This is a genomic window from Bdellovibrionales bacterium (assembly GCA_016714165.1).
Classification (GTDB): domain Bacteria; phylum Bdellovibrionota; class Bdellovibrionia; order Bdellovibrionales; family UBA1609; genus JADJVA01.
Genome location: JADJNU010000001.1, coordinates 517088 through 530939, shown reverse-complemented (window position 1 = coordinate 530939; position 13852 = coordinate 517088). Strand labels below are relative to the sequence as shown.

Sequence of the window (13852 nt, the reverse complement as noted above, 5' to 3'; positions counted from 1 at the left end):
CGCCACCAAATTTCGTTCTGGAGAAGTGACGACATCCCATGAGGCCATTGCAACAACTCCTATCTTCGTTTATGAATTATTTCTCATTTTATTTTTTCACTATTTTTTTATTTCTATTTTTATTTCTATTTATTGGTGAAAGCCAGGGCCAGACAAATCTCAGTGGGATTTCCATCCACAATGCTCAAAAAATGAGCCACGACACAGTCAAAAAGGTCATTTCACTCAGCGGCAATGTTCAAGTTATCTTTCAAGGGCAGTATTTGTCCTGCGACAAAGCGGCCATTAATTTGAAAGACAAAACTGTTGAGGCCGAGGGACAAGTTATTCTGCAAAATCAAAAAGTTTACGCTGAGGGCGAGAAACTCGTGCTCAACTACCAAAACAACACAGGCACGATTTATCGTGGCTTTTTGAAAGCCGGACAGGTCATTTTTGAAGGCGAAGTCATTGAGAAAACGGGAGAAGATGAGTATGTGGCAAATCAAAGCTACTATTCAGCTTGCGCCACCTGCCCTCCAGCATGGAGTTTTAAAGGATCAAAGATCACGGCCGAAATCGGTGGCTATGCCTCCATTGATTATCCTGTTTTGCGCCTTGGCAAAGTTCCGATTTTTGCTTTGCCATGGATTCGGGTTCCTCTAAAGAGCGACAGGCAGTCGGGCTTTCTGGTCCCTCGGTTTCCATTTAATAAGACGAGCAAACTTGGTCTGACCATTCCGTATTTTTGGGCCATTTCCCGCAGTCAGGATATGACGCTTAACCTGACGATGTTCAAAAACCAGGGACTCAAGCCAAACCTCGAATACCGCTACCTTTTGAGCGAAAATAGCAAAGGAAACTTTTACAGCTCATTTCTCGAAGACAGATTTTTTGAACAGCGCACCAAAAACCCATCCAACCCAGACGAAACGACTTTGATTCAAAGTGAGAGGGAAAGATGGTTCTTTACCTACAATCACTATTTTGAAATGCCTGAGCAGATAACCCATCGGACCAATCTCAGTATGGTGAGCGACCTTAAATACGCCAGGGATTTTCCGCGAGATCTTGATACCGATGGTGAGCCGGCAATTGAAAACAAGGTTTCTCTTACTAAAAATACCGAGGGATCCCATCTCAGCGCAGAAGTTGTCTACAACATCAACCAACTTGTAGAGAGCTCTGTCGAAAACAACAATGCCTCGGTACATCGATTTCCTCAAATTAATTACAGCCTCATGGATCGCCCAATTGCAGCAACCCCACTCTATTTTGGTTTTGACACGAACTACGTCCAATTCGCACGGCGTGGACTTTCTTACGATGATGTCGTTTCGTCCGGCGAATCTATTGGCGATGGAAGGACCTGTCCTTTGACAAACCCAAAATGCATTTCTCACGAAAGTGATGGAGCCTTTGAACCAAGCAAAGGGGATATACTGAGAACGGGGCACCGATTTGAATTTATACCCAGAATCAGCCTTCCTTTCCGCATTTCCAACTTTCTTGAAATTCTGCCTGCCGTGACCTATCGAGAAACCCAATATCGCTTCACGGCCCATACCACAGAACTTGACACCAACTACACACCCACAGCAGCGCGTCGTTATCTTGAGATGGAAGTGGGAGCCAAAACTCGCCTCGCTGGAATTTTCGGAGATAGAGATAATGACCAAGCCGAAAGATATAAGCACATCATCGAACCTGAACTTCGATTTTCTTCAATACCTTGGATTCGACGACCAAATCACTATTTCTTTGGGAAATTTGAGGGACAACCATATTCGCAAACCAATGAGCCATTGAAGGATGATGATTTCTTTGGCATCAACAAAGTGCAGTTTGATTATCACGATCGAATTTTTGACCGAAGGATTCTTGATTTTGGAGTCAGCAATCGCATTCTCCGCAGACAGTGGCGCGTGGACCACCCCGAGTACAAAACCATGGGAGTCTTCCGCCTTTCTCAGTCCTACGATCTCAACGAAGCAGAGTCCGAGGATCCACAGGCTTGGTCATCGATCAATGCTCTGGTTGACTTGCGCCTCGATCGGGTTGAGCTCCACTCACTGGCCATCTACTATCCCTATGCTCGAATCACCAACTCCTCTTCAAGACTTCGAATAAAAAATGAATACGACAATTATGTGCAATTGGGATTTACCCGATCTGTGTTAGTGAACAAGGACAATGAGGTAAACCTCACAAGTCAAATCAACAATATAGGTCTAGCCTTGGGGTGGACAACAACCTACCTCAATCTCGTTGGAGGTTTTGATTACTCCAGTATCACGAGTAAGATTTTTTCCTGGAAATTTGAGGCTCAGATAAAACCTCCCGGAAATTGTTGGGACATCACGATTTCCCAATTTCAACTCCCAGAGGGGCAACCTGATTGGGATTTTGGAGTGCACTTTCAATTTGGCGGAAAATAGAACATTTACCGAAGTATTGGGTGAACTAAAGCAATATGGTTATTGAAAAATCCGAATTCGCCTCAGAAACTAAATGCTCTGTATTGGGCAAACAAGCCTTCTATTCCTCTTTCTGAAATGAGAGGAAGCACCCGGAGCCGACTTGACTCCGGGGGCGGCAGCCCCTGATCTTCATACATCCGCATCTTTTCCTTTTCCATTTGTTCCGGCACGATATAGACAACATAGAGTCCAAGTAAGATCCCCGAATAAAGTCCAATCGAGGCCCCACGAGCCACATTTTGAAGATTATCACCCGGTTTGTCCTCAAATGCCAAGGTCGCCGTTCCCACTAAGGTTCCCGCAAGAACTCCGTAAGTGCAGGCTGTAACAAACTCCTTCATCGGCCCAGAACCATGATTCTGTGGGTCGTTTGGATTGGGTCCATTTTGTCCGAAAACCTGAGGTGTCTGAGCGATGGCAATGCCAACAGCGAGAGCCATAAAATAGCCTTGTGCATTTGTCATTTTCATACTGAACTAGTTTTTCACATCTATTCCAGGAGTCAAGAGGCCGCAAAAGATCACGAAATTAGGAACCGTGAATTCGCGAATTCGCCTGAAAACCTACTCCCCAAAATAATCCCGAAATATTTTTACTTCATTTCGATCAGATACGAGAGCCAACCACATCCAAATTTTGTATTGAGGAAATCTCTCAATGAGTTCTTCCAAAACGAGCCCCAAGCGACGTCGCTGCGCTCGCGAAACGGGGTCCCCGAGCCATGCCTTTCTGATGGCCTTTACTTCAGTCAGAAGGATCGTTTCATTTCCAAAAAGGACAATATCTACCTCAGCCCATGGACTTCGCCAGTTCTTCGCGACAAGCCTCCATCCATATCCAACCAAAAATTGAACAACAAGATCCTCTGAATGCTGGCCCTTTTGCGTGCGAGAAGAAAGGACTCTCGAACTACGGCGCCGAATCTGTCCAATGCTCTCGAACCCCGGCAAATGTTCTGCGATGAATTGCACATGGACCAAGTCGCGCAATGGATTCTCTGTGGGCAGCAGTTGCATAGCCTTTGTGATCCTCAAATCCGTAGCCTGGGTATTGTGAGGCAAATTCAACCAGGAGTCGATCCCTTGCAACTTTAGCAAATATCGAAGCGGCCCCCACAGGCTCGGCCCTCGAATCTCCTTTGACCAAAGTTGTTTGCCTAAACTTGCATCTCTTGTCTGACTCAAGTCCTGGTATAAGCTGATTCCCATCGATCAAAAGATGGGCCTCTGATATTCCCATCTTCCCAACGAGATCCATAACTGCCCTTTTCATGGCCAGTAAAGATGCCTGCAAAATATTGATCCGACTTATTTCATCGACACTTGCAAAACCAAGACCCACAAAATGATCTTGAAAAATCTGTTTCGCATACTGCTCACGCCGAGAAGCGGACAGTTTCTTGGAATCCGTATAATGTTGCCAGGGATTGGCCTGATTAATATGGACAGCTCCCGCACAGACGGGACCTGCCAAGCAACCTCTCCCAACTTCATCGACCCCAACTAACGGAAGGCTGGGATCAAGCTTGCACCAGTCAAATTTCATTTATTGATGGATTCAGCCTTCGATGTTTTACCAACAGCCTTGGCTGAATCCTGTTCAGAAATCGCCTCAGATGTCAGACGGGCCGCGCGGCCTTTCAATGTTCGAAGATAAAAAAGACGCGAACGACGCACCTTGCCACGACTCACTAATTCTACCTTTTCGATCGCCGGACTGAGAAAGGGGAAAGTTCTTTCAACTCCCACTCCTGCCGAGATCTTGCGAACCGTAAAGGCCCGCCCCGCACCACTGCCCTGGATTTTGAGTACGACTCCAGTGTAAATCTGTACTCTCTCTTTTTCTCCCTCTTTCACCCGAACGTGCACATTCAAGGTATCACCAGGCGTAAAGCGAGGTAAGTCCTTCGTTTTTGCCCGACCTACAGTTACTTGTTGTACGATATCCATACGCTCACTCCACGATTTTTTAGAAGGGCCAGGACTACCATGTCGCCAGAAGCCGGTCAAGACAGATACTTACCGCCGAACGGACGGACAAATGGCGGAACTTGTCCAATGATGGCCCTCGAATAGGCTCTAAGAGTCGGTCACACCTCTCGAGAAGGTCTTCTGTCAACCCGTAGCCCGTACCAAACAAGAGCAAGTAAGGACCCTGGGGACGAGATATCATTTCCTCCCGTAACTCGCGAAAACTAACGCGAGTCAATCCCGGATAATCGCGGGCCGCTGTTGCGACGACAATTGGCGGCTCCGAAAACCCTGCTATCAAGTCTTCTAAAGTCTCGCACAACTCGACTCGCTCCAGAGCACGCCCCCGACTGGCATTGAATCTCGATCCGTAACCTACTCTCCAGTGATTCAAAATCCGGCTCACGAACATGAGCTGTTCCCTCTGACGGTGAACAATAAAATACTTGTTAACGCCATAGGTGCAAGACACGCGGGCGATGTCATGAATATCGAAATTGGTTACGTTGGTCGCAATGACCTTTCCTGTTTTGTCTCTCACGGGCCAGTGAATCAAAGCCACCGACACGTTGATCTGCTGCTCATGAGGAACTCCGCGCTCCATTCCTATTTTCTCCCACTCAAGAGGCCTGAACACCTCTCATAAATCGTTTGATCTATACCGTCTAACTCATTAAAGAATCTGGCTTAATTTCGGCAATTTGTCTCACCGCATCCGCATCAAGGCCAAGGGATTTGAGCTCTCTTTCCGGCAGAGCACACAAGCGTCGTGCGGCCTCCACCACGCTCATCTCCAACACGCCCAGTTGCTTTAATAAATCAGGCCGCAGTATTCTTGTCCGCACCAAAGAAACATCCTGACGAAAGGCCTTCATGCGCACATGGTGCCCCGAAAGCAGAATTTCCGGAACTGGAAGATCCTTGAAAACTCGTGGTCGAGTGAAAAGTGGACATTCGAGGAGCCCTTCAGCAAAGGTCTCCAGATGGGAACTGAGTGGATTACCCAAAACTTCCGGCAAAAAACGAACGACAGAATCCATAATTACCAAAGCGCCAAGCTCACCGCCACTCAAGATGTAGTCACCAATAGAGATCTCTTCATCGACAAAGCATTCTATGAATCTCTGATCGATTCCCCCGTATCGCCCACAAACCAGAGTCACTGGGCCCTGATCCTGAGCCCAATCCCTTGCCAACTGATCACTCCAAGGCCTGCCTTGAGGAGAAAGGAACACCACCTTTCCCTTTCGGTCACCTAGACTCGCGAGCGCTTGAGAAAACGGCTCCGCAAGAAAAACCATGCCGTCACCCCCGCCATAGGGTCGATCATCAACCGTTTTGTGAGGGTCAAAAGTGAAGTCGCGAGGGTTCACCAAATTCAACTGGGCCTTGCCATTTTTAAAGGCCTGACCAACCAGACCTTCCTGAAGGGACTGACTGATCATGTTCGGAAAAATAGTCAATATATTAAATATCTTAGACATGATCTCTCATCTCAATCCTCGATCAATCCAGGAGGAAGAATCATGACTATTTCCGATTTCTCAAAGCGGATTTTGCCAACAAATTCAGGAATCAAAGGAATCAAAATTTCCCGTTTGTCATTGTTCTTCCTATCTCTAACAACCAGAAGGTCTTGAACTCCATTGCTTGAAAAGCCAATAATCTGACCAAGCTCTGTCCCATCAGCAAGAAGCACCTTAAAACCTTCGATTTCTGACAGAAAAATTGAGTCGCCAGGTTTAGAAATCAAGAATTCTACTGGGACATACAATTCACAGCCCTTCAGTGCTTCAGCCTCGTTGCGATTTTGAATTTGCGGAGAACTCGCAATAAAACCGTTCTTATGGAGACGCGCCGATTTAAGATCAAGAGTCAGCCACCCGTCTCCTTTTGATCGAACCCCATGGATATTCAGCTCTTTCAATCGATCAAGCCAAGGAGCCTCACCAGAAAATACAATAACAAAAATCTCACCACGAATACCGTGTGCGTCCTTCACCTTTCCTATTTTTCTCAAGCCCTTTTCTTTGGCCTGAGAATCGATTTCTTGCTGACTCGAAGAAGGCATAGTCTCCCTTTATATGTGGCTTTCTTCATACTTTTTCGTCTGAGCGAAAAAAAAGGGCTGTGGTTGACCACAGCCCTATCAAAAACCACTATTTCGATATTCCTATTCAACAATCTCCAAAACACTTCGCTTCTGAAGCTTGGTGCTCGCAGCATTAAGAATTGTTCGCATGGACCGAGCTGTCCGTCCCTGCTTACCAATCACCTTGCCAAGGTCTTCCTTTGCAACTTTGAGCTCAACGACTGTCGTTTGCTCCCCAATAATCTCATTCACTTCAACATCATCTGGCTTGTCAACCAGGCTCTTCGCCATAAACTCGACAAGATCTCTTAGACTCGTATGGTCCATCCAATCACCTCACTGCTTCAAGATCAGAGTCATTACCCACTTTCGACAGTTTAGCCGAGGGTGTGATAAAACGTAATATTAATTTTTAATTTGGCTAGCTTGAGCCTTTTTAATCAGACTCTTGACCCTCAATGAAGGTTGAGCGCCCTTAGCAACCCATTCTTGCACCTTACTCAGGTCTAGTTCCAACCCCTTTTCGGCTCCCGAGGGATTTGGATTATAACTACCCAAAACCTCAACAAAGCGCCCCCCCTTTGATCGTCGCTGATCTGCAACGGTAATACGGTATTTAGGGGCTCTTTTTGCTCCAACTCGATTCAATCGAATCACTACCATTTAAATTCACTCCTTCACACAGTTTTCAAATCCATCTGCAATCTACTAAGCCCTAGACGTCTACTATTTTTGCATCCCTTGCGCAAGGCCAAAGACTGAAAAGGAGACGGGAAAACCTATAGCCCTCGATTCCTCGGTTAGATTTAAAATGGAAAGCCCATTCCCTTGCCGCCGAACCCCCCACGACCAAGCCCCATTTTCATCATTTGAGACATCATTTTCTGGGCCCCTTCGAACTGCTTCACGAACTTGTTGACATCAGAGACCTCAGTTCCTGACCCCTTGGCAATTCTCAATCTCCTTGATCCGTTCAGTATACGGTGATTGTCGCGCTCGGCCGGAGTCATAGAACGAATGATAGCTTCAATCTTTTTCATTTCCTTGTCGGGAGGAGTCATGTCCTTCATTTTTTTCATCATCTGTCCCATCCCAGGAATCATCTTCATAAGACCCTCCATGGAACCCAATTTTTTTAACATTTGAATCTGCTGCAAAAAATCATTCATCGTAAATTTATTCGAAGCCATTTTTTTTGCAGATTCAATGGCTGTTTTTTCATCGATCACGTCTTGAGCTTTTTCAACCAAAGACAGGACATCACCCATATCAAGTATTCGACTTGCCAGACGATCTGGATGGAAAATCTCCAATCCCGAAACTTTTTCTCCAACGCCGAGAAACTTGATAGGAACGCCCGTTGCCTGTCGGATGCTGAGCGCAGCTCCACCTCTGGCATCTCCATCCACTTTCGTAAGAACGAGACCCGAGATCCCCAATCGCTGCTGAAAGCCCTCTGCCACGTTGACAGACTGCTGACCCAACATCGCATCGGCCACAAGCAATGTCTCCTTGGGCTCCCATATGTCTTTTAGCCTCTCTAATTCACTCATCAGTGCATCATCAATCTGGAGACGGCCCGCTGTATCGACAATGACCACATCAATCATCTCCTCACGCGCCCACGATTTGGACTCTGAAAGAATGACCTCAGGCTTCATGTTCTCTTGAGAAGGAAAAACAGGAATATTATTCTGCTTCCCCAGAGTCTTTAGCTGTTCAATGGCCGCAGGCCGGTATATATCTGCTGGAACTAAACCTGGCTTTTTACCAAACCTCTGACGCACGTGAAGAGCTAGTTTGGCAGCTGTGGTGGTCTTCCCAGCTCCTTGAAGTCCCACGAGAAATATCACAGCCGGAGCTCCACGAATATCCAGATCAACGGCTTCTTCTCCCAACACATGAATCAGCTCATCATGCACAATCTTGACGAATTGTTGGCCTGCCGAAAGACTGGTCAAGACGTTCTGTCCCAACGCCTTTTCTTTTACACGATCAATAAAACTCTTCACCACTTTGAAATTCACATCTGCCTCGAGCAGACTCATTCGAATTTCCTTAATCGTGTCCTCAATGTTTCGCTCCGTAATTCGACCCTGACCACGGATTTTTTTCAGGCTGCCTAAGAGCTTATCCGATAAGTTATCAAACATGACTTTCCCATCTGCCTCTAAAAAAGGCGATACTCAATTCCTCAGTGATCTTTTCTTTACAAGCTTTTCGCTCTTTTATCTTTAGTTTTTTATTCTACCAACGAATAAATGAACCCCGATGCAAACTTATGACGGCAATGGTATAAGAGATCGCAAAGAACCCAAATGCAACCACCGCTGCCTCGGCGACAGGAACATCCGAAACCCCCAAAATTCCGTGCCTGACTCCGTTTATCAGATACAAAAGAGGGTTGACACGAGACACAGTCTGCCACGCTGAATCAAGATTGTGAATTGAGAAGAAAACTCCTCCCAAATAAAGAAGAGGAGTGAGAACAAAACTACTGATTGCGCTCAGTTGATCCACGCTTTTCGCCCAAAAGGCCACAGAAATGCCAATATTAGCAAAGATCAAACCTCCCATTGTCAAAAAATAAGTGAGCCAAATAGGATGAATCAAAGGCAGCCATTCCCCTTTGCTGCTCAAAAAAAATAACTGTCCCACTGCAAAGGTAATAGCGCCCACCATAAAACCACGAACCAATCCGCCAAGTCCCATAGCCCAGATAATCTGCTGATAACTCAAGGGAGAAACTCGAAAGTCCTCTAACTCTCCTCCGAACTTAGCAATCACAATAGAACTTGACGTATTCTGAAAAGCATTGTTCAGACAGCTCATCATGACCAAGCCTGGAATCAAAAAAGCCAGATAACTCACCCCTCCCGAAACGGATAGTCTGCCTCCTAAACTCACTCCAAAAATGAGCAAATAAAGAGCCGAATTAATCATTGGATTAATCACCGTCTGCACAAGTACTTTGAGAAAGCGCCGAATTTCACGATAGAGGAGCATAAAGAATGGAGTCCACAATAACTCTTGAGAAGATTTTATCATTGTCGACCTCCCACTATACTCCGGAAGGCATCTTCAAGAGAACCCTCCTCTATTTTGATATCCTCAACCAAATTCAAATTAAGACCTGATTCACGCAAAAGTTGTCCAATCCCCATTTGAGCAGGCACCTTGAATTCAATTCGACATCCTTCTTGCTTAACCAGATAATGACTCTGAACCTTAAAGGCCGATTTATCATCGCCCTGCCTTTTGAAATCGACTGTTACTTGACGGTGAGTTAAATCAGCGATGAGTGTTTTCGTCTCTCCCAATTTTTGCAATACTCCATGATGAATCACACCGATGCGATCACAAAGTTGTTCCGCCTCTTCTAGATAATGAGTCGTTAAAAGAACAGTCACACCTTCTGATTTTAGATCACGAACAAATTCCCATAGCTTTTCGCGCAGTTCGATGTCGACTCCGGCAGTTGGTTCGTCTAGTAAAAGTAACTGCGGGCAATGAACCAAGGCTTTAGCGATCAAGAGACGCCTCTTCATTCCTCCAGAAAGCTGCTTCACCTTTTTATGCCGGTGCTCCCAAAGTCCCAAACGCTCAAGCAGGTAATTTTCTCGCTCTCTGTTCTTTAACATTCCGTAAAATCCGGAATGAAAAACCATGACCTCCTCAACACTAAAAAAACCATAATTGATGATTTCCTGAGGAACCAAACCCATCCTCACCTTTGCTTGACGAGGCTGTTTTGCAACATCATAGCCAAAGACTTCCACTGAGCCCGATGTTGCCGCCTCTAAAGTTACGATAATCGAGATAATTGAAGTCTTCCCAGCTCCATTGGGCCCAAGCAACCCAAAGACTTCACCCGATTGAAGTCTAAAATCAACTTCATTGACAGCACACAACTGTCCGTAATTCTTGACTAAACGATCTATTTTAAGAGGAACCACCATACTTAACTATCCCCGCAAATGGTCGAGTGTAATCGACGAAGACTCCATGCGCCAGGAATGCTGCAGATGCTCCATTCATTACCTCATTTCTCGATTCTTTTATTCAAGAAAAAACCAAATACTTCCGAAGCCTTAAAGGAATGAGACCAAGTGAGATGATCCCTATTCCAATTCGTGAGTTTATCAGTGGATCAACGGTCCCCGTGGACCTTTATGTCAAGCTTTCGGACGACAAGTTTATTCTCATCGCAAAACAGGGAACAAAAACCCAGAAGGACCAACTGAGCTCCTATGAAACCAAAGATGTCGAATACCTCTGGATCGAAAAATCAAGCTACCACAAGCTCACTTCTCAGACGATTCAGCTCGCTGGCATTATACTGAGCCGAAAGGATTTGGACAGCGGAAAAAAGACACAAATCGTAACGAGTGCAGCCACCACAACGTTTCGCCACCTCGAACACATGGGACTTGATCCAGTGGCATTTCAGCAGGCCAAACAGGTCTCAGAGGTCACTGTTCAACTGGTTGAGACCCACAACAGTCTTTCCCTCCTCATGGAAAGCCTCAATCAGTGCAATGATAATTTGGTGAGACACTCCATGGCTGTCGCCGCAATTGCAACTCTGATTGGTCAGGCACACCAATGGCAGAACCGAGCGACCATTGAAAAACTGGCTCTCGGAGGACTGCTCCACGACATCGGCAAGAAAAGTCTTCCCCCGGAAATTCTTTCCAAACCAAAAGCCCTCATGTCCTTTGAAGAGCTCCAACTTTACGAAACACACCCCTTCAAGGGAATGGAAATGGCGACAGGTCTTGGCTCTGTCCCCGATGATGTGGTCGCAATGATCTACCAACACCACGAAAACTCGATTGGGCAAGGCTTTCCTCAACACCTGCGCGATCTCAAAACTCACCCCCTTGCGCGTATTATCGCACTCGCTGACGAGTTCGTTAATCTGACTGTCGACAACCCCAACTGCCCTGAACCAAAAACGGCTCTCGAAGCATTAAATTACATAGAACTGGTAAAGGGACAGCCCTACAACAAAGAGGCCTTTCGTTGCCTAAAGAAAATCGTCACAAGTGACCGCGGAACCTCAGCAGCCAGCTAATCGGCCGTCTGGCAATTCCAGGCTGGATTCATCGGTTATTGGTTGACCAAAGGCTAAAAAATGCCAAAGAATGAGAAGCCCTTTAGGTCGCCGGGCAATTCGATTTGAATTTTTTTGGGAGCCCAAATTGACAAATGAATGAATCCTTTTCAACCCACTATTCTCAACACACCCGATACCTCGCAGGCCGCTTAGTCCGCATAGAATCTCTTTTAGATCGAACCAATCGGCAACTCTCTCGATTGTTTAACTGGCGACTCGCGGTGGCACTCATTGCTTTTTCATCTGGTCTTATCATCGCCTCAGGCCCTCAGTTCAAGAATTGGGGATTCATTTTTATCACTTCATCTTTGCTTTTCATTTACTTGGTTTTTCGATCGCGCAATATTCGGCGATGGCAGGCTTCTCTGATTGCCTGGAAAAATCATTGTGTCAGAAATCTTTCAAGAATTTCTGGCAAAATGCCCACGGGGCTTTCCTCTCCCCATCTCGAGGCTCTGAATAGCGAAAATCAAATCCTCGCAAGAGATTTGCATATCCTCGGCGACAATTCTCTTTTTGGCCTGATCGACGAAACCTTCAGTTCAGGTGGAAAATCAAAACTATTGCGCTTACTTCTTGATCCCCTCTCCAATATTCAAGACATTAAGGAACGCCAGGATAAACTGAAACTCCTTTCTAAAAATTATTGGTCACTGGCTCGATTCTTTTTTCGTGGACAAAGTGGTCAGCTCCCACCAGACTCATCGAGGCTCAAGAGCGAACTTGATCGTTCGTTGGTAGGATCCGGCTTTCATAGAAATCTGATTTTGCATTGTCTGCTGTACCCTCTTTCCGCTTTTCTTTTTGCGATGTGGACGACGGGTCAGATATCCTTTTCTGGACCCCTCACTATTGGTATTTATTTTCTTTTTTCTTTGGCGACACTCGGACAGGCAGCCAGAGGATTTACCCAAGGTGAAGTCCTTAGTCATGACTTAGAATCACTTTTGCCCGTCTTTGATTGGCTCGAGTCAAAAGAGAATCTCTCTCGTGAACTTGCTCCAATGACTTTTCGTCTCAAACCAGCAGCACGGCTCAAGAGAGTTCGTTGGATTCTCAGCTGCTTAAGCATTCAGGCCCATCCCCTCGTTTTTCTGGCGGTCAATGCGCTATTTCCCTGGACCTATTTGTGGACCTGGCGACTTGAAAAATGGAGACTAAGATACTTTGAAGATTTTAAAGCAAGTCTGCATGAAATCGAAAATCTGGAAGCTCTTGGCTCCTTAGCTCTCTTTCATCACTATCAAACCTCCTTTTTTCCCACATTTCAGAGCGATGTCCGCATTGATGCTAAGCATCTGTTTCATCCACTCATCCCCCGCAACAAGGTCGTGGCCAACGATTTTCAGATGTCAACTTCCACTCGGCTCTGTCTTATTACGGGCTCAAATATGAGTGGCAAATCAACATTTCTGAGAACATTAGGACTCAATCAGCATCTCGCTATGATTGGATGCCCTATCTTTGCAGAAAAATTTGAAACTTTTTGTGGACCAGTCCTGACCTGCCTTCAGATTAAGGACTCCCTGGAAGACGGCTATTCCTCATTTTATTATGAGGTTAAAAGAGTTAAATTGGTCATCGATCAAGCCTCGGCCGGGATTTCATTTTTTTACCTTGTGGATGAAATCTTTCGAGGTACAAACAATCGCGAAAGACTTTTAGGAAGCCAGGCTGTTATCCGTAAACTCCTTTCATCGCCCCAAGCGCTGGGATTGATTACCACCCACGATTTGGAACTCACCCATCTAGCAGAAGAGTTCAAGACTCTTCAGAACGGACACTTTCGGGATGAAATTCGAGCGGAAGAATCCGGACTCCATTTTTCTTATCAGTACCATCTAGGGCCCTGCCCCACGACAAATGCTCTTAAAATTATGGCGGCTGAAGGCTTACCTGTTTAAACTGCTTAACACAATCTGACTCAACTCAACCCCTTACGAGGAAATGAGTGAACCGGCGACTAGGGCCGTAGACCCGCTTCGATTGCTAAATGCATGAAAGGACTGAGATGTGGTTGGAAATCTTTAAGCCGGTCCGCGTCCCGTCGACGGCGTAACCTCATTTCTTCAGGAGAAAGAAGATTTTTGTTTCTAAATTTAATATTTTTTTCTACCTTCATATCTGGACTCCTTTTTGTTTTGCTCTAAATAAGAGTTATTCTTTACTTGGAGTCCACTTTAAAACCCTACTTAAACTGGGGACAAGATTC

At 45.8% G+C, this 13852-nt stretch carries 16 protein-coding genes; 3 read left to right on the top strand and 13 right to left on the bottom strand.

Features of this window, described 5'->3' with window-relative positions; all coding sequences use genetic code 11:
- The first annotated feature begins 38 nt into the window (after positions 1-38).
- The gene (gene lptD, locus IPJ71_02390) at positions 39-2417 is read left to right on the top strand and encodes an LPS assembly protein LptD (protein ID MBK7842534.1); all 2379 of its coding nucleotides are present in this window, start codon (positions 39-41) and stop codon (positions 2415-2417) included.
- Positions 2418-2479: 62 nt separating this feature from the next.
- Here the strand turns inward: lptD and IPJ71_02385 are convergent, their stop codons facing one another.
- From IPJ71_02385 to IPJ71_02330, 12 genes are all read right to left on the bottom strand, one after another.
- Positions 2480-2929 carry a hypothetical protein gene (locus IPJ71_02385; protein MBK7842533.1) on the bottom strand — a complete coding sequence of 150 codons (450 nt, stop codon included), beginning with the start codon at positions 2927-2929 and terminating at the stop codon, positions 2480-2482.
- A 93-nt stretch (positions 2930-3022) separates the two neighbouring features.
- Positions 3023-3409, bottom strand: coding sequence for a YraN family protein (locus tag IPJ71_02380; protein MBK7842532.1), 387 nt, complete (start codon positions 3407-3409; stop codon positions 3023-3025).
- A complete protein-coding gene (locus IPJ71_02375) occupies positions 3369-4004 on the bottom strand; it encodes a ribonuclease HII (GenBank protein MBK7842531.1) in 636 nt (211 codons plus the stop codon). The genes IPJ71_02380 and IPJ71_02375 overlap by 41 nt, the downstream gene beginning before the upstream one ends.
- Entirely contained in the window at positions 4001-4408 is a 408-nt protein-coding gene (rplS, locus tag IPJ71_02370; GenBank protein MBK7842530.1) for a 50S ribosomal protein L19, read from the bottom strand. Before rplS ends, IPJ71_02375 begins: the two co-directional genes overlap by 4 nt.
- A gap of 34 nt (positions 4409-4442) precedes the next feature.
- Positions 4443-5033, bottom strand: a complete 591-nt coding sequence (locus IPJ71_02365) for an RNA methyltransferase (protein ID MBK7842529.1) — start codon at positions 5031-5033, stop codon at positions 4443-4445.
- A 61-nt stretch (positions 5034-5094) separates the two neighbouring features.
- Positions 5095-5913: a tRNA (guanosine(37)-N1)-methyltransferase TrmD gene (trmD, locus tag IPJ71_02360; protein ID MBK7842528.1), complete on the bottom strand. Its 819-nt coding sequence runs from the start codon at positions 5911-5913 to the stop codon at positions 5095-5097.
- A gap of 11 nt (positions 5914-5924) precedes the next feature.
- Positions 5925-6500: a 16S rRNA processing protein RimM gene (gene rimM / locus IPJ71_02355; protein MBK7842527.1), complete on the bottom strand. Its 576-nt coding sequence runs from the start codon at positions 6498-6500 to the stop codon at positions 5925-5927.
- A gap of 102 nt (positions 6501-6602) precedes the next feature.
- Positions 6603-6848 (bottom strand): KH domain-containing protein, encoded by a 246-nt coding sequence (locus IPJ71_02350; GenBank protein MBK7842526.1) that lies wholly within the window; start codon positions 6846-6848, stop codon positions 6603-6605.
- A 78-nt stretch (positions 6849-6926) separates the two neighbouring features.
- Entirely contained in the window at positions 6927-7184 is a 258-nt protein-coding gene (rpsP, locus tag IPJ71_02345; GenBank protein ID MBK7842525.1) for a 30S ribosomal protein S16, read from the bottom strand.
- Positions 7185-7327: 143 nt separating this feature from the next.
- On the bottom strand, positions 7328-8674 hold the full coding sequence (gene ffh, locus IPJ71_02340) for a signal recognition particle protein (protein MBK7842524.1): 1347 nt from the start codon (positions 8672-8674) through the stop codon (positions 7328-7330).
- 94 nt (positions 8675-8768) lie between these two features.
- Positions 8769-9527: an ABC transporter permease gene (locus IPJ71_02335; protein ID MBK7842523.1), complete on the bottom strand. Its 759-nt coding sequence runs from the start codon at positions 9525-9527 to the stop codon at positions 8769-8771.
- A 38-nt stretch (positions 9528-9565) separates the two neighbouring features.
- A complete protein-coding gene (locus tag IPJ71_02330; GenBank protein MBK7842522.1) occupies positions 9566-10480 on the bottom strand; it encodes an ABC transporter ATP-binding protein in 915 nt (304 codons plus the stop codon).
- A 140-nt stretch (positions 10481-10620) separates the two neighbouring features.
- Between IPJ71_02330 and IPJ71_02325 the strand changes: the two genes are divergently transcribed.
- Both IPJ71_02325 and IPJ71_02320 read left to right on the top strand, forming a co-directional pair.
- Positions 10621-11598, top strand: coding sequence for an HD domain-containing protein (locus IPJ71_02325; protein ID MBK7842521.1), 978 nt, complete (start codon positions 10621-10623; stop codon positions 11596-11598).
- 134 nt (positions 11599-11732) lie between these two features.
- The gene (locus IPJ71_02320) at positions 11733-13544 is read left to right on the top strand and encodes a hypothetical protein (GenBank protein MBK7842520.1); all 1812 of its coding nucleotides are present in this window, start codon (positions 11733-11735) and stop codon (positions 13542-13544) included.
- A gap of 59 nt (positions 13545-13603) precedes the next feature.
- Here IPJ71_02320 and IPJ71_02315 read toward each other — a convergent pair whose 3' ends face one another.
- Entirely contained in the window at positions 13604-13762 is a 159-nt protein-coding gene (locus tag IPJ71_02315) for a hypothetical protein (protein ID MBK7842519.1), read from the bottom strand.
- Positions 13763-13852 lie beyond the last annotated feature (90 nt).